The organism is Pseudocitrobacter sp. CD920760 (assembly GCF_057782505.1).
In genome coordinates this window covers 4,139,336-4,155,545 of sequence record NZ_CM173490.1, presented here as the reverse complement: position 1 = coordinate 4,155,545, position 16,210 = coordinate 4,139,336, and the positions used below count along the sequence as shown (strand labels likewise).

The window sequence follows — 16,210 nt, the reverse complement described above, 5'->3', positions numbered from 1 at the left end:
ATCAGCTACATGAAACGGGAGAAGCTTGTATCCGGCCTGAAGACATCGATCTTTCGACGTAGCTTAAGCCTCCCGTTTCACCTTTCACGTCACTCAAAATCCGAACGGTAACCAGAAGCTCTGACTTCGTATGTACAAGGCTGGAATGACGTGTTGGCTCAGGTGAAAGGAGATTCTCGATGTGTACTCTCGGTATTGATGTCAGTAAAAATAAAATCGATGTTTGTCTGCTTACTGCCGGTCCCGGCGGCAAAAAAAAACACAAAGTTCTGACCAATGAACCCGACGTCTCCAGCAAAGTTATCGACTGGCTGAGCGCACAAAAATGCGTTCCGGAAAGTGTGACGGTCGTGCTGGAAGCGACGGGTATCTACCATGAAAATCTGGCATATGGCCTGCATGAAGCCGGTGTCAGAGTCTGCATGGCTAATCCCTATCGTGTTCGTGAATTTGCCAGCGGGATGGGTATTCTCAACAAGAATGATGCTGTGGATGCCTTCGTTCTGGCCTGTTATGGCGAGCTGAAACACCCGAATGCCTGGGTTCCACCTTCGCCCGAAGTCCGCAAGCTGAGGGCGCTGCTGCGCCAGCGGGATGCCCTGAAAGAGGATGTTCAGCGCACGGTGAACCGGCTGGAAAAAGCGAATTCCACAACCACTCCGCAGGAGGTCATCCGTTCACTTGAGCGGACGAAAAGCTGGCTGAGCGATGAACTGGCCCGGATAGAAAAACTCATAACCGATCATACAGATAACGATCCGGGGTTGAAGGCTGATCTTGATTTACTGAAATCGATCAAGGGCGTTAAAGATCAGGTCGGGCGGGAGATGCTGGCACTGCTGAAAGACGGGACGTTCAAAAGCGCCTCACAGGTCGCGGCTTATCTGGGTATCACGCCGGTAGAGAAAACGTCGGGGAGTTCGGTACGTGGCAGACCCCATATGTCAAAGACAGGGCCGTCGGAAGTACGGGCTAAGCTGTATGTTGCAGCGCTGAGCGCGTGCCGCTGGAACAAACAGGCAAAAGCTGTTTATGAACGACTGGTCGCAAAGGGTAAAGCCAAAAAAGCCGCACTGGGAGCGGTTATGCGCAAACTGGTGCATTTATGCTTCGGAGTGTTAAAAACGCGGCTTCTCTGGGACGAAAATTATGCAGCTACCGCTTGACGTTCAAGACGGTAGCTACGTCATTTAATTTTATAAAACGATAACCGTCCGCTTTCCGGCGAGCCGGTATCAATATAAACCTGATTGGCAAATGTCTGGATATTTGTAAACATCATATGCCCGAAGATAAAACAGTCGGCACCGTTTATTTCTTTTAACTCACCTTTGAGTGATTTCTGCACGCGCTCAACAGGCCAAAGTATCTCTCTTTCCGCTACTTCCTTGCCAAACTGATACTCATCACCCGGATAATCTGCATGTGCGATAACATATTTTATAATATCGTTGGTGATTTCTATAATATGCGGAAGATGATGAAAGCGAAGCAACAGGTCTATTGCTTCTTTTTGTTCTGAATCATTTAACTCAAAGAACCAGTCACCGCCACTGGCAAGCCACATATTGCCATCGCCAGTCGCGAAGGCATCAAGCGCCATTGCCTCGTGGTTGCCTTTAACCGATGTAAACCAGGGCTGGTTTAACAGGCGTAGCACGTTAAGACTATCCGGCCCACGATCAATATTATCGCCTACGGAAATAAGTAAGTCAGTTTCAGAACAAAAAGATAATTGGTGCAAGCGGGATTGTAATAATTGATAGTCACCATGAATATCACCAACGGCCCAGATATGGCGATAGTGATGAGTGTCAATTTTTTGATAGCGAACGGATAGCATCACAACTCCCCATAAGGATGTTAATCATTCTTTTGTGAAAGAATAGCGTTGATTTGTTCCTCAGAAATTGCACCTTTCTCTTTAGCCATATTAAGCCAATATAATGCTTTTTCTTTATCTACGCCTTTCACATCTGCTCCTGACGCATAAATCCTGCCTAAGTAAATTTGTGCATCAGGAAGATCTTGTGCCGCCGCTTTCTCATACCAATATTTAGCTTGGCCGATATTTTTAGCGACACCAGTACCATTTAGAAAGAGTGTGGCATAATTATATTGAGCAATACGCTGGCCTTTCTCTGCGGCATATTTCAAGTATGAGGCAGCTTCATCATATTTCTTCTCTTCTGCGGCAAGCAGGCCCAGATTCGCATGAGCGATAGGATCTCCAGTTTCTGCGGCCTTAAGTAGCCAATATTTGGCCTTATTAATATCTTTGAATGCGGTAGGCCCAAACTGATAGATATTGGCACAGTTTACTTGTGCCTGTGTATTACCATGGTTAGCTGCCTTCTCATACCATTTTAACGCATTGCTATAATCTGGAGGAGTATTTTTATCGCCTTCATGATATAAAAGGCCGACATAAAACTCTGAAATGGGATCTTCTTGAATTGCTGCAAGGTTAAACCAATAAAATGATTTTTCTCGATTAATAACTCCGGTGAAACCTTCTCTGTAAACAAGGCCTAATGTCTGTTGAGCTTTTTTGTCACCAGATTGAGCCTGTGTAATAATATCATTAAGTTTTTTTTGCTTGGTAAGAGAATAACGTTTTTCAGCCTGAATGAGATCATCAAGTGATGGCTGCGAAGTAGCTAAACAACTACCCGAGAATTGGAGTATTACTACTATAAATAGAAAAATCCTTTTCATATATTTCCTTAATGGTTTTATATCTCAGCTTTTATTATACTCCTGTTTGCATCGTTAATGACCATTAATATCCCCGAGGGTTAATACCATCGGGGATAGTGCATTTACATCAAACTCTTCAACCGATAAATCCACTCCAGCGCCTGACGTGGAGTCAGTGAATCCGGGTCGAGATTTTCCAGCGCTTCCACCGCGGGCGAGGTTTCTTCCGGCGCTGACAGCAGCGACATCTGCGTGCCATCGACCTGCGTCGCGGCGGCATTCGGCGAAATGCTCTCCAGCTCGCGCAGTTTCTGCCGCGCACGCTTGATCACCTCTTTCGGCACACCTGCCAGTGCAGCAACCGCCAGGCCGTAGCTTTTGCTCGCCGCGCCGTCCTGTACGCTGTGCATAAAGGCGATGGTGTCGCCATGCTCCAGTGCATCGAGGTGCACATTGGCGACGCCTTCCATTTTCTCCGGCAGTTGAGTCAGCTCGAAGTAGTGGGTGGCAAAAAGCGTTAACGCTTTGATTTTATTCGCCAGATTTTCCGCACACGCCCATGCCAGCGACAGACCGTCATAGGTTGATGTACCGCGCCCAATTTCATCCATCAGCACCAGGCTGTTTTCGGTGGCGTTATGCAGAATGTTGGCCGTTTCGGTCATCTCCACCATAAAGGTTGAGCGGCCAGAGGCAAGGTCATCCGCCGCGCCAACGCGGGTAAAGATGCGGTCAATCGGGCCAATCTCCACGCTTTGCGCAGGCACGTAGCTGCCGATGTAAGCCAGCAGGGCAATTAGCGCGGTCTGACGCATGTAGGTACTCTTACCGCCCATGTTCGGGCCGGTGATGATTAACATACGACGCTGCGGTGACAGGTTCAGCGGGTTGGCGATAAACGGCTCGTTCAGCACCTGTTCAACCACCGGGTGGCGGCCTTCGGTGATGCGAATGCCCGGTTTGTCGATAAAGGTCGGGCAGGTATAGTTCAGCGTATACGCGCGTTCGGCAAGGTTTACCAGCACGTCCAGCTCCGCCAGGGCGCTTGCGCTCTGTTGCAGCTCGGCCAGATACGGCAGCAACAGGTCGAACAGTTCGTCGTAAAGCTGTTTTTCCAGCGCCAGGGCTTTGCCTTTGGAGGTGAGGACTTTATCCTCATACTCTTTCAGCTCAGGAATGATATAGCGTTCAGCATTCTTTAGCGTCTGGCGACGAACATAGTTGATAGGTGCCAGGTGGCTTTGCCCACGGCTGATCTGGATGTAATAACCGTGGACGGCATTAAAGCCCACTTTCAGGGTATCCAGGCCGGTACGCTCGCGTTCACGAATTTCCAGACGATCGAGGTAGTCGGTTGCGCCGTCGGCCAGCGCGCGCCACTCATCCAGCTCTTCATGATAGCCTGGCGCGATGACACCGCCGTCGCGCACCAGCACCGGCGGCGCATCGATAATCGCGCGTTCGAGCAGTTCACGCAGTTCCGTGAACTCGCCCATTTTCTCGCGCAGCATCTGCACCGGGGCGCTATCGACACTCTCCAGCTGTGCGCGCAGTTCCGGCAGTTGCTGGAAGGCATGACGCATACGCGCCAGGTCGCGCGGGCGAGCGGTACGCAGCGCAAGGCGCGCCAGAATACGTTCGAGATCGCCCACCTGACGCAGTACCGGTTGCAGTTCGCCGGTCGCATCCTGTAAAGCGCCGATAGTTTGCTGGCGCTCTGTCAGCGTTTTTGTGTCGCGCACCGGCATATGCAGCCAGCGCTTGAGCATGCGGCTGCCCATCGGCGTTACGGTACAATCGAGCACGGACGCCAGCGTGTTTTCAACGCCCCCGCCCAGATTCTGGGTGATCTCCAGATTACGCCGGGTGGCCGCATCCATAATGATGCTGTCCTGCTGACGCTCCATGGTGATGGAGCGGATATGCGGGAGTGAGGTGCGCTGGGTATCTTTCACGTACTGCAACAGGCAGCCCGCAGCGCACAGGCCGCGCGGCGCGTTTTCCACGCCAAAACCGATGAGATCGCGGGTACCGAATTGCAGGTTAAGCTGCTGACGCGCGGTGTCGATTTCAAACTCCCACAGCGGGCGACGGCGCAGGCCGCGACGGCCTTCAATCAGCGCCATCTCGGCGAAATCTTCTGCATACAGCAATTCCGCAGGGTTAGTGCGTTGCAGCTCTGCCGCCATCGTTTCCCGGTCTGCCGGTTCGCTGAGACGAAAACGCCCGGAGCTGATATCCAGCGTCGCGTAGCCGTAGCCTTTGCTGTCCTGCCAGATAGCCGCCAGCAGGTTGTCCTGGCGCTCCTGCAATAGAGCTTCATCGCTGATCGTACCCGGCGTGACGATGCGCACAACCTTACGTTCTACCGGGCCTTTACTGGTTGCCGGGTCGCCAATTTGTTCGCAAATGGCGACCGATTCGCCCTGATTCACCAGCTTAGCGAGATAGTTTTCCACTGCGTGATGCGGAATGCCCGCCATCGGAATAGGCTCGCCTGCTGAAGCGCCGCGTTTGGTAAGCGAAATATCCAGCAGCTGCGATGCGCGTTTGGCGTCATCGTAGAACAGCTCGTAAAAGTCGCCCATGCGGTAGAACAGCAGGATTTCCGGATGCTGTGCTTTCAGCTTGAGATACTGCTGCATCATCGGCGTGTGGGCGTCCAGGTTATCAATCGTACTCATCGAATTCGTTATTCCATTCTCTTTACTTTTAGTGCGTTAGTGAGAATTTCGCTTCTCATGCATGACCACGAAAGTGAACCGGGTCGCGTCAACGCCGCCGATGAAATTCAGCTTCTTGGGGGGCGATTGTACCATTAATACGACGTTGATTTAACAATCTGCGTGGTTCTGCGATCGCGCTTCCAGATGTCGCCTGGGGTTATGCGTATGAGCGCGTAAAAGCAAAAGGCATGGTGATTGAGAGGAGGGATAACAGGATCCCCACCTGCGAAAACGCAGGTGGGGACAGGGGGGATTAGAAACTGTACTTCATACCCAGCATACCCTGGGTGTCGCTGTAACCGTTGTCGCCCAGCTGTTGGGCAACATTCCCCCATAGTTGTAGACGCTTGTTAATTTGCCCCTCAACGCCCACTTTCAGCTCGCCAACATTGCGCGTGCCGCTGATATCATTGCTGATATCATCCATTTTCACGCGGTACGTGTCCGAATTGTAGATCCAGTTCGCTTCAACAAACGGCTGGAAAGTACGATCTTTCCCGTCGTCCAGTTTGTTGTTCCCCTGAAGATACGCTTTCACGCCGAGACGTGTTTGCAGATTGCCATCTGTTTTATCCGACACGCGGGTTCCGTTATGTTCGGTCAGGCTGTCGGCCTGCACGTCCATCCAGGTAAGCTGGAGTTTGGGTTGCAGCCAGTAGCTGGTACGCGTATCGCTGCTTTCGCCGAGACGGAAGCTGTAGCCGCTCTCAATTGAGGCGGTAACGCCATCTGCATCATACTTCTCGGTGGCGAGACCCTCGCCGGATACTTTGTTATCAAACCAGTTATAAAGCACCCAGCTATCGACATAGAGGCCGGTTTTGTCGAGCTCGTTGGCATACCATGTGCCGTAGAGCCCCGCGCTATAACCACTCACTTCGCCGCGAGAAGAATATCCGGTCAGTTTTGAATGCGTGCGGCTTTTACTGTTGGCATAGCCCGCCATCATGCCGAGGTGTAAACGGTCCTGACCGTTGCTGCTCCATTGTGCGATGTCACCGCCAATCTGCAACACATAGCGATTACTCTGCGTTGAGAGTTGGTCTGACCCATCTTTAAATCGAGTGTGTCCGCCGACGTTACGCATCCACAGACTGGTCACTTTCTGCTCGCCGGTCAGTGCATCGGTGTACTGGGTTTCCCCCAAACGATCGTGCAGGCGAGTATTAAACAAGGTGTTGTTGGCCATTGCGTTCGCGAGATAGCTGCCAGATTCCGGGCGATACTGATGTTCACCTTCAGGTTTCGTTGGAATAGGGTCGACAGGCGGCACCGGGTCAACCGGGTCGACAGGCGGTACAGGGTCAACCGGATCAACAGGCGGTACAGGGTCAACCGGATCGACAGGTGGTACAGGGTCAACCGGATCGACAGGCGGTACAGGGTCAACCGGATCAACCGGAGGTTTAGGATCGATAGGGTCGACAGGATCTACGGGCTTGACCGGGTCCGGAATGGCTTCACTGGTGAGATACCAGTTCTGATTGTCGAGTTTGACAATATTGTAGTCATACCCGCCAGCGACGATGCGCCCCTCTTTGGCAAACGTGCCGTTTGATGCTCCGGCGACATCGACAATGCGGATACCTTCAATAGTCTGCGAACCAGTGCCGCCCGCATTGCTGATGCTGACGCGGGTGTCGCCCGCGGTATCGCCCAGCACAACCAGTTTGTCGGTGGCAGAGAGGTCATCACCTAATACCGTGCGCAGCGCCAGTAGAGCGTTGTCTGCCGTATAGTCGCCGTTAATGGTGAGCGTGGTGGGCGTAAATTCATCGCCTGCTTCGCCTGAGGAAAGGGTGGCGTTGCCTGCCAGAATCAGCGAGTTGAGCGTTTGATCGTGACCGTTGAGATCAAGCGTCCCGGCGCTGTCGACGACATAATCTGAATTGGCGCTAAAGGTATTCGCTACACCCGCGCGCAGCGTGCCGTTTGCCACATGGGTGGTGCCCGTGTAGGTGTTCGCGCCGCTGAGGGTCGTAATGCCCGAACCTACCTGATTCACTTCCCCGTGGTTAACAATATTCGCCGCGAGCGTAAAATCTTCGCTGTTATGGTTAAAGTTGAGAATCGCGGTGCTGTTATCACCCTCACGACCTAAAAGGATCACCGGCGCGTTGAGTGTGCCCGCGCCCTGTTCCGCTTCACCGGCTACGCCGCCGATATTGAGGATTCCGGTGGCCGTTGTGCTATAGCCTAATTGCAATTCGTTTCCCACATTGACGGTTGCGCCATTACTGATGGTCAGAGTGCCAAACCCTGAATTTTCATCCGCACCGTAACCGCCAACGGTTAAATTAGAAGTGACATCAAGGGTTGACTGGTCACCGTCGACCAGCACTTCACCATGACCAGCCTGATTAAATTCTGGATAACCATTGAATCCTGATACCAGGTGTCTGGCTACGCTGAGGTGACCTCCGTTAGTGATCGCAAGATACCCCGTTCCCTGATCGCCAACCATCGTCCATTGAGTCTCAACTGATGAGTTCTCTCCGTCGATAATAACGACGCCTTCAGCCGCACTCGCGAACTCACCGATTCTGAGCTCACCGATGCCGGTAATCTGGCTCCCTTTTTCAACCACCAGGGTTCCTTTGCCGTCATTTGTTCCTAAAGAAAGATAAGCACGGTTAACCGACCATCTGGCGCCATTGGTTAACGTTAAGGACCCCGTTGAGTTTTCACCGATGATATTGTCATTTACGTTTATGGGTTGAGTATTGATTGCGCGATTATCAATAATCATGCTGCCATCGGTGTCTTTCCCGATAATCAGCGACTTAAACTGGTCCCATTCAGGTTCGGTATTCTCTGTCGATGACAGCGTAACGGAATTATTTTCATTGATAGTGACGGTGGTGCTGGCATCAATCGGCGGATATAAAGCGAATAAATCGATATTATTATTGATTGCACCTGCATTGGCATGAGCAGAAAGTACCAGTGATACGACAAGTGCTACTTTTGACATTGGGAGAATCAGAGGATTAGGGCTCATAGCTTTTCCTTGCTCATAATCAATATTGTTTTTGCAACGGTTAAAAACAAAAGTTTTGCAATCTGGATAGTAGTGATGGCAGGAATGAAATAAAAAATCGTTTAAAACACCGCAACCATGAATGATTAATAGGTTTTAACAATATAAGAATAATGCGCGTGTGAAAAATGCTGGCGCAGTGATTAAAAGTTTTTTGTTGTCACTTATCCACGGGGAGGTAAAAATCTTAAATTAGCGTCTTTTTTGTGTATGAACAAACGGCGAAAAGATTAGAAAAATAATTTAGTTATCATGGGTGAATATTGGTGTGATTATTATTATCACCATATTAATATGGAAGTGTGGGGCGAGAGCGTTTGATAATAATGTGGGTTTATTGATTAAAATCAAAAGTTGAAGAGTTGATGATATAAGAAAAATAACATAAGCATTAAGACAATGACAAGTTATTAATACTGTTTCATATTATTCGTTATACGACGCTGAATAACCGGATATCGATACAAGCAGATAATGGCGAACTGTCACTTTCGGGTAATGGTATGCACAATAGATAAGTTGTAAGATACATGCATCTTTTGTCGGGAGGGGGCGCAATGTCTGGAAAACGTATTGCTCGTGAGAAAAAAACGATTGAAAAAATGATCGCGCTTTACGAGAAACGGTGCCCGCAGGCCGTAGCTCAGAGCGGGCATTATGATGAACTTTTCGCGTATGCAGAAAAGCGTCTCGACAAGTGCGTGTTCGGTGAAGAAAAACCGGCCTGCAAACAGTGCCCGGTACACTGCTATCAGCCGGCAAAGCGCGAAGAGATGAAGCAGATAATGCGTTGGGCCGGGCCACGAATGCTCTGGCGTCACCCGATACTCACCGTCCGCCATCTGATTGATGACAAACGCCCGGTGCCGGAACTACCTGAAAAATATCGCAAGAAACCCAATGCGAAATAACTATCCGCCCATCACTACCCGATAACCGGCCTGTTCGATTTTCTCGCGCAGAGGGGCGATATCCTGCTCTGTTGGTGCTGTCACGCCCGCCATTTGCCACACTTTACTAAGCTGATGGTATTTCGGTTCACCGTACTGATGAAACGGTAGCAGGTGAATTTCCTGCACCGCAAGCGGTGCGAGGAATGCCAGAATCTGCGTCACATTCTCGTCGTTCAACGTGAAGCCAGGGATCAGTGGCAGGCGCGGGATGACCTTTATACCGGCCGCCAGCAACTGGCGGAAGTTTTCCAGCACGCGTAGCTGGTTGATATTCAACACCTCGCGGGCGCGTTCGGCATCCATGATTTTTAAATCAAACAATACTTCATCGCAGGCGCTGGCCAGCGGTAGCAGGCGGCTGAATGATGCGTCACCCGCCGTTTCGATTGCCGTACGGATACCTAACTGGCGCAGGCGTTGCAAAAATTGTGTGGCGAATTCTGCCTGCATCAGTATTTCACCGCCCGAAAGCGTGACACCGCCACCCGATGCGCGAAAGAATATGTCATCTTTTAGAACATCGCGTTCCAGCTGTGCCAGCGAGACGTCGCGGCCAATATTTTCCCATGCACCAGACGGACACTCATCCGCATCCTGGCGGCAGCGAACGCAGCGCAGGCATTTGCTTTCGCGGCGCACGGTTTCGATTTTGGGCGACAGTGATTCCGGATTAGCGCACCACGGGCAGCGGTGTGGGCAGCCTTTAAAAAAGACTACCGTACGGATGCCCTGGCCGTCGTTCAGCGAGTAACGCTGGATGTTAAAGATGCGCGCCGTGTTGGCGCGCGGCTCCATTACCTCACAGCTGATGCGCGGTGCGGCGGATAATGTCATCCTGAATCTCCTTCGACAGCTCAACAAAGAAGGCACTGTAGCCCGCCACGCGGACCACCAACCCGGCGAAATCCTGCGGGCGCTGCTGGGCTTCGCGCAGCATATCGGCGTTAACGACGTTAAACTGCACGTGCTGCAACTTCAGTTTGGTAAAGGCGAGAAGGAAATCCGAAAGCTTGTTCAGGCCGCCTTCGCCTTCCAGCGTCGCCGGGGTAAATTTCACGTTCAGCAGCGTCCCGTTAGAGAGCAAATAGTTATCCAGCTTGCTCACCGATTTCAGCACCGCCGTTGGCCCCTGGCAATCCTGGCCTAACATGGGCGACAACCCGCCATCCGCCAGTTGCTCCCTGGCAAAGCGGCCATCCGGCGTCGCGCCAACCACCGATCCCAACGGCACGTGCGCTGAAACGGTGTAGGAACCTGGCGTAAACTGCCCCCCGCGCGGATTGCGGTATTTTTCCACCTCTTTGCAGTAAAAACGCAGCAGATCGGCGCTGATATTATCCACTTCGTCGATATCGTTGCCGTACTTCTCAAAGCGGTTAATTAGTCGCGCGCGAACTTCTTTGCCTTCTGGTGTTTCGAAGTTTGCTTTCAGTACCGCCAACAGTTCGTCAAAACGCATCCGCTGCTGGTCAAAAACCATGCCTTTCAGTGCATGTAGCGAATCGCTGAGGTTGGCGATGCCAATACCCTGTACGCCGGAGAAGTTGTAGCGCGCGCCGCCTTCGGTGATGTCTTTGCCGTTGATCAGGCAGTCGCTGACAAACGAGGAGAGCAGGGGAACCGGCGCCCAGTCGCGGTGACCGATATCGCAGATGTTGCTGCCTTCAACCATCAGCTTAATGTAGTGGCGAATCTTGTCGCGGATTTGCGCCTGCAAGCTTTCCCAGTCGATCGTTGAATTGCCTTCGTTCTCATGCAGCACGATTTCCATCACCTTCAGCAGGTTAAACATGGCGATATCGTGTAACCCGTAGGTCCGCCCTGGAATCGACAGCTCGACGCAGCCGACTACCGCGTAATCGCGCGCATCTTCCAGCGACACGCCACGGTTTAAAAATGCCGGAACGACCACTTCATCGTTAAAAATTTGCGGAATGCCGGTACCGAGGCGAATGGTCTCGGCGGTTTTACGCAGGAACGGGCGATCAATCAGCTCATTGACGCGCACGCCGAGGTTTGGCTGCGGCAGGCGTACGCTCTGATACGCATCCAGACACATAAACGAAAGGGCGTTGACGGCGCTGCGGCCATTCTCGGTTAAGCCCCCGAGCAGTGCGGTATAACCCGTCGGAAAACCGGCAAAATAACGGGCGCTGCTGGTGGAACGCAGCAGTACGATGTCGTTGCATTTCACCCACAGGGATTCCAGCAGCTCGCGCAGCGTTTGCGCGTCAACGCCACGGTTGAGCGAGGCCTGCCAGAAGGGCAGCATGTACTGGTCGAAGCGGCCAAGGGAAATCGAACTGGCGTTAGATTCATACTGCAAAATGATGTTCATGTACCAGAACAGCTGGCATGCCTGATGGAAATCCTCCGGGCGCTGTTCGGCGTTATGGCGGGATGTCGCGGCGATAGACAGCAACTCCTGGCGACGCGTGGCATCCGGGCACGTTACGGCCAGGGTTTCCGCCAGTACGGCATAGCGCAGAATATGACGCTGCGCGGCTTCCAGCACAATCAACACTGCGGCATAAAAATGGTTTTCCGGCTGCTGAGTACAGTGTGCTTTTATCTCTGAAACCAGCGCGGCGAGGCCGTTATTCAGCAGGCGCGGGTAGTCGATAATGATATGACCCTGGCCTTTGTCAGTCTGGTTAACGCTGAAAATCTGTGTACCAACGGCGGTTTTTACCTCATCGGTCATCTGCCCGTTAATGAAATCTTTCATCGAGCGTTTCTCCCAATAGGGGAAAAGTTCTTCACGATAGCAGCGTTTGTCGGCGTCGCTGATGGCAAACCGATCCTGCGGGCGCGTCGGGAACTGATCCAGTTCTTTGAGCAACCAGTAAGGATCCATCTCCGGTGACATAATCCCGGCGCGCGGTTTAATCGTTCGATTGCCCGCAATCAGTTCGTCATCGCGAATGCTGATGGCAACGTTATCCAGAATGTGTGCGGTGGCTTTAGCGCGGCGAACGATCACCGGCTCGCCTTCTGTCTGGCGATGGCTTTCAGTGTAGAGCAGGGCGCGCTCCAGAGAAATTTCACGTGGGTGAGCGAAAAGGGCGTCTTTCAGGCGTTGAATGCGATGGGTCATACAGGTTGCTCCTCAGAACAGGTGATGTGTCTAAGGTAGGCAAATCAGCGGCGTGAAGACAGGAGACAATCTGGCGAAATACTGGATTATTGTACGCAGATTTTGAAAGTGAGATCTCTGTTTTGTCCTGCTTTAGAGATGAAGTAGCCGGGATGACATTTCTCAGTTATTACTGTACTCTGACCGCCTCGGATAATTAACTTATTATCATTTTTATAAATCATACTTGTCGATATTATTGTTTATTTATATGAAATTTACGCCTCTGTTTTTATAGTGGTGAATGCGTCATCGTTGCTGTTGGCGGATATCAGGTGAATTATGACGAAGTACTTTTTGATTATTTCATTAACGGCTCTTACTTTTCGTTTGTTTTTTAAAAGACTACACTGGTTGTTAAGCAAAAGAGCGCATTGTGACTATTTATTCATGATTTCAATATCTGCATGCCGACTGACATTCATCATCGGTTTGTATGTATTATCTCTCGCTTTTTTAGTGGGGATAACGATGAGTATATGTCGCACAAGTTATGGCGTAGTCAATCAGATATGCCATATTGAGCATGTTATGGAGTACACACTATGTTTTGGCTTATTTATAATAATGAGCAGTTGCTGTGTTCCCTATTTTTTCATTAAACAAATTGAGGTGACGGACGATGGTGCGGCCATTGACGGTATAGATGTATCCTGGTCGCTAAAAAAACTGGGGCGTCAAAAAGAATCTGCCTGTTATATTCAAGTTCACACCAATGCAAAGAAAGGGCTTTATCTGTTAGTGAATGCGCAACAACTTAGCCAGATGCTGAGAAAAGAAATAACACTGGGCTCTCAAGGGCTTATTCCGTCAGCCCGCAGAGAAAAATATTTAATTGATATTCTTAATGTTAGAAAAAAAGATTCAATATTGAATTTTTTATCTTGTGGTTTAATCACCGCAATCGTGGTTGCCATTTGTGTTGTGAGTTCGGATTTTATAATTTCCTGAGAGTAATGATTTATTTTATTATTGATGTGTTCTCATTATTTGTTGGGTTTTGTGAATAAAAGATAAAATCCCATATCACCGCAGTAATATGGGATTATGGCATTATTACGCGCGGGTCGCCAGAAGGATCGCTGAGGCTTTAATCAGCGCAATGACACGGCTGCCGGTGGTGAGTTTCATTTCATCCTGGCTTTCGTTAGTCACTACCGCGACAACCTCAAAACCGGCGTCGGTTTTGATATGTACGGTGGCGTTCACGGCACCTTCGGTAATCTGAGAAACGCTGCCGGCAAACTGGTTGCGGGCGGAGAATTTCAGGCCGCAATCTTCGGTAGCCAGCGTGACCCACGGCGCTTTAATTAACGCGATGGCTTCCTTACCGTTTACCAGCCCCAACGCTTCTTTGCTGCTGTGCGTGACGATGGCGACAAGCTTCGCGCCGCCTGCAAGCGTCAGTTCTACTTCGTCGTTGACGGCGCCGGTGGATACGGCGCTGACGGTGCCGGTAAGCTGGTTACGTGCTGATACTGACATACTGCCTCCTTTCGATGTGTGTGAGAGCAGTATAGCCAGATTTAAGGCAGAAGTGCGTCTTTATCTATCCCCAGGCGCTTCATGCGCGACAGCAGCGTGGTGCGTTTCAGCCCCAGGCGTTGCGCCGCACCTTTTGGCCCGGCGACGACGCCGTTGGTCTCTTTCAGTACGCGCGTGATCAACTGGAATTCATCTTCCCCGTCCATAGCGCAGGTCGCTGCGGGTGCGGTGGGTTCATCCGGTGTGATGGTCACTTCGGGTAGCGAAAGTTGCAGCACGCTGCCGCGCGTCAGCAGAACGGCGCGTTCAATCACGTTCTCCAGTTCGCGGACGTTGCCCGGCCACTCCATGCGTTCGAGGGTGCGCAGGGTTTCCGCCGGAATACTGTCGATATTGCGTCCCAGGCGACGGGCGATTTTAAAGGTGAAGGCTTTCACCAGCAGCGGAATATCTTCCGGACGTTCGCGTAACGGTGGAAGGTGGATCGGGAAGACGTTCAATCGATAATAGAGATCGCTACGAAATTCGCGATCGTTAACCATCTGTTTCAGATCGCGGTTGGTGGCGGCGATCAAGCGCACATCCGTGCGGATCAGCTTATTACTGCCGAGGCGCTCAAACTCCTGCTCCTGTAATACGCGCAGCAGTTTTGGCTGAAGTTCCAGCGGCATGTCACCGACTTCATCAAGGAACAGCGAGCTTTTATCCGCCAGTTCAAACCGGCCAATACGCTGCGTATTCGCGCCGGTAAATGCGCCGCGTTCGTGGCCGAAGAGGTCGCTTTCCAGCAGCCCGGCAGGCATCGCGGCGCAGTTCATTTTCACCATCCGGCGACCATTACGGTTGCTGAGGTTGTGAATAGCGCGGGCAATCAGCTCTTTCCCGGTGCCGGTTTCGCCGAGGATCAATACTGTGCTGTCGCTTTGCGCCACCATTTCAACCTGCTTAAGCACGCTGTACATCGCTTCGCTGCGGCCAATGATTTCGCCGAACTCGCTCTCGACGTTGTTGAGTTGCTCGGTCAGCGCCAGGTTTTCATCCACCAGCCGCTCTTTCAGACGATGAATTTCCTGATAGGCGAGGGCGTTATCTACCGCGATGGCCACGCGCTCGGCAATCTGGCGCAGCAGTTTAAGATTGGTGGCGGTAAAGACTTTTTCGTCGCACTGGGCCAGCTTCAGAACGCCCAGCATGGTGTTACCCGACATCAACGGCAGCAGGCACAGGGTTTGAATCTGGTTATCCCACATGTCGAACAGCATACGTTCGTAAGGCGCAAGATTATCCTGCTCGCGCAGGTTGAGCATTAGCATCTCTTTGCTTTTGAACACGCGCTCGGTCAGCGTACCCGCTTCGCTAACTTCACTCTGATCGTGAACCGGGTCGTTCACATCCAGATAGTGCGTCGAGTAGATGTTGAGTTTGCCTTTACGGTTGCTGCGCAGCACGATGCTAATGGCGTCGATGCGGAAGTAATAGTGGATCTCTTTGGCCACCGCGCTCACCAGGTCGTCCATATCCAGACGCGAGAGGACGGCGTTGGTGATGGCAACCAGAATGCGGAAGTTATCGCGTTCGTGGCACAGTAAGTCGTAATCAACGTTGTTGGTGACGCGACTCTGAATTTGCTCGGTGACCACCGCGATAATCTGGGTGAAGGTTTGCAGCCGTTGGTACTCTTTTTCCGTCCACGGTTGGTCGGTGTCACGAATAAATTCGCAGCCGCCGAAAATGCGGCCTTCGGCGGCGAGCGGCAACAGACTGTAATGACCAAAGGGCGTATAGAGCTGGCTGGCGGCGAGCTGCGGCCAGGTTTCGCTGAAATCGTGATAGTCGCAGTGCAGGGCGTCCGGGCGTGAGAGCAGTCGACGCACCGGGCCGTTCGCCAGCAGGCTGTCGTCGTCGTAGGCAATGGGTTTCCCTTCATCATGCGTTGCATGATAGCTGGCGCGATGATTGCCCGCCTGCAGCAGTACGATGGCCGCCCGATCTGCCAGTGCAGATTGTTTCACCAGGCGCGTTAGCGTTTCGCTAAGCGCCGCCAGATCGGGTTGTTGCAGAAGTGTCCGGGTGATATCGAACAGCCCTTGCTGACCGAGATCGCCCATCGGTGTATACGACATTGATTAGCCCACAAACGTACCGTGAGGGTACGGAAAAAGAAAAAATT

The 16,210-nt window shown here is 51.7% G+C and carries 11 protein-coding genes; 3 read left to right on the top strand and 8 right to left on the bottom strand.

What is annotated here, in order from left to right:
- The first annotated feature begins 179 nt into the window (after nucleotides 1–179).
- Nucleotides 180–1,166, top strand: coding sequence for an IS110 family RNA-guided transposase (locus AC1MKH_RS19455; RefSeq protein WP_488450733.1), 987 nt, complete (start codon nucleotides 180–182; stop codon nucleotides 1,164–1,166).
- A 20-nt stretch (nucleotides 1,167–1,186) separates the two neighbouring features.
- Here AC1MKH_RS19455 and pphB read toward each other — a convergent pair whose 3' ends face one another.
- The 4 genes from pphB to AC1MKH_RS19435 all read right to left on the bottom strand — a co-directional run bounded on the left by pphB (nucleotide 1,187) and on the right by AC1MKH_RS19435 (nucleotide 8,427).
- On the bottom strand, nucleotides 1,187–1,843 hold the full coding sequence (gene pphB / locus AC1MKH_RS19450) for a protein-serine/threonine phosphatase (RefSeq protein WP_276222586.1): 657 nt from the start codon (nucleotides 1,841–1,843) through the stop codon (nucleotides 1,187–1,189).
- A gap of 20 nt (nucleotides 1,844–1,863) precedes the next feature.
- Complete coding sequence (locus AC1MKH_RS19445; RefSeq protein WP_327622007.1) at nucleotides 1,864–2,718, bottom strand: tetratricopeptide repeat protein; 855 nt, start codon at nucleotides 2,716–2,718, stop codon at nucleotides 1,864–1,866.
- 104 nt (nucleotides 2,719–2,822) lie between these two features.
- Complete coding sequence (gene mutS, locus AC1MKH_RS19440; RefSeq protein WP_327622006.1) at nucleotides 2,823–5,384, bottom strand: DNA mismatch repair protein MutS; 2,562 nt, start codon at nucleotides 5,382–5,384, stop codon at nucleotides 2,823–2,825.
- A 295-nt stretch (nucleotides 5,385–5,679) separates the two neighbouring features.
- Entirely contained in the window at nucleotides 5,680–8,427 is a 2,748-nt protein-coding gene (locus AC1MKH_RS19435) for an autotransporter outer membrane beta-barrel domain-containing protein (RefSeq protein WP_276222558.1), read from the bottom strand.
- 596 nt (nucleotides 8,428–9,023) lie between these two features.
- On the opposite strand from AC1MKH_RS19435, the gene AC1MKH_RS19430 reads away from it, so the two are divergent.
- On the top strand, nucleotides 9,024–9,377 hold the full coding sequence (locus AC1MKH_RS19430) for a nitrous oxide-stimulated promoter family protein (protein ID WP_276222555.1): 354 nt from the start codon (nucleotides 9,024–9,026) through the stop codon (nucleotides 9,375–9,377).
- Here AC1MKH_RS19430 and AC1MKH_RS19425 read toward each other — a convergent pair whose 3' ends face one another.
- Both AC1MKH_RS19425 and AC1MKH_RS19420 read right to left on the bottom strand, forming a co-directional pair.
- Nucleotides 9,378–10,253, bottom strand: coding sequence for a [formate-C-acetyltransferase]-activating enzyme (locus tag AC1MKH_RS19425; protein ID WP_276222553.1), 876 nt, complete (start codon nucleotides 10,251–10,253; stop codon nucleotides 9,378–9,380).
- A complete protein-coding gene (locus AC1MKH_RS19420) occupies nucleotides 10,219–12,516 on the bottom strand; it encodes a formate C-acetyltransferase (RefSeq protein WP_276222551.1) in 2,298 nt (765 codons plus the stop codon). The genes AC1MKH_RS19425 and AC1MKH_RS19420 overlap by 35 nt, the downstream gene beginning before the upstream one ends.
- A 321-nt stretch (nucleotides 12,517–12,837) precedes the next feature.
- Between AC1MKH_RS19420 and AC1MKH_RS19415 the strand changes: the two genes are divergently transcribed.
- Entirely contained in the window at nucleotides 12,838–13,506 is a 669-nt protein-coding gene (locus AC1MKH_RS19415) for a hypothetical protein (protein ID WP_276222550.1), read from the top strand.
- A 105-nt stretch (nucleotides 13,507–13,611) separates the two neighbouring features.
- Here the strand turns inward: AC1MKH_RS19415 and AC1MKH_RS19410 are convergent, their stop codons facing one another.
- Both AC1MKH_RS19410 and flhA read right to left on the bottom strand, forming a co-directional pair.
- Nucleotides 13,612–14,040, bottom strand: a complete 429-nt coding sequence (locus tag AC1MKH_RS19410) for a TOBE domain-containing protein (protein ID WP_276222548.1) — start codon at nucleotides 14,038–14,040, stop codon at nucleotides 13,612–13,614.
- A gap of 41 nt (nucleotides 14,041–14,081) precedes the next feature.
- Nucleotides 14,082–16,163, bottom strand: a complete 2,082-nt coding sequence (gene flhA / locus AC1MKH_RS19405) for a formate hydrogenlyase transcriptional activator FlhA (protein ID WP_276222546.1) — start codon at nucleotides 16,161–16,163, stop codon at nucleotides 14,082–14,084.
- Nucleotides 16,164–16,210: the final 47 nt, after the last annotated feature.

Coding starts and splice junctions, on each gene's coding strand:
- AC1MKH_RS19425 (WP_276222553.1), bottom strand. CDS start 10,253: ATGACATTATCCGCCGCACCGCGCATCAGCTGTGAGGTAATGGAGCCG.
- AC1MKH_RS19410 (WP_276222548.1), bottom strand. CDS start 14,040: ATGTCAGTATCAGCACGTAACCAGCTTACCGGCACCGTCAGCGCCGTA.
- AC1MKH_RS19435 (WP_276222558.1), bottom strand. CDS start 8,427: ATGAGCCCTAATCCTCTGATTCTCCCAATGTCAAAAGTAGCACTTGTC.
- AC1MKH_RS19455 (WP_488450733.1), top strand. CDS start 180: ATGTGTACTCTCGGTATTGATGTCAGTAAAAATAAAATCGATGTTTGT.
- AC1MKH_RS19420 (WP_276222551.1), bottom strand. CDS start 12,516: ATGACCCATCGCATTCAACGCCTGAAAGACGCCCTTTTCGCTCACCCA.
- AC1MKH_RS19415 (WP_276222550.1), top strand. CDS start 12,838: ATGACGAAGTACTTTTTGATTATTTCATTAACGGCTCTTACTTTTCGT.
- AC1MKH_RS19445 (WP_327622007.1), bottom strand. CDS start 2,718: ATGAAAAGGATTTTTCTATTTATAGTAGTAATACTCCAATTCTCGGGT.
- mutS (WP_327622006.1), bottom strand. CDS start 5,384: ATGAGTACGATTGATAACCTGGACGCCCACACGCCGATGATGCAGCAG.
- pphB (WP_276222586.1), bottom strand. CDS start 1,843: ATGCTATCCGTTCGCTATCAAAAAATTGACACTCATCACTATCGCCAT.
- AC1MKH_RS19430 (WP_276222555.1), top strand. CDS start 9,024: ATGTCTGGAAAACGTATTGCTCGTGAGAAAAAAACGATTGAAAAAATG.
- flhA (WP_276222546.1), bottom strand. CDS start 16,163: ATGTCGTATACACCGATGGGCGATCTCGGTCAGCAAGGGCTGTTCGAT.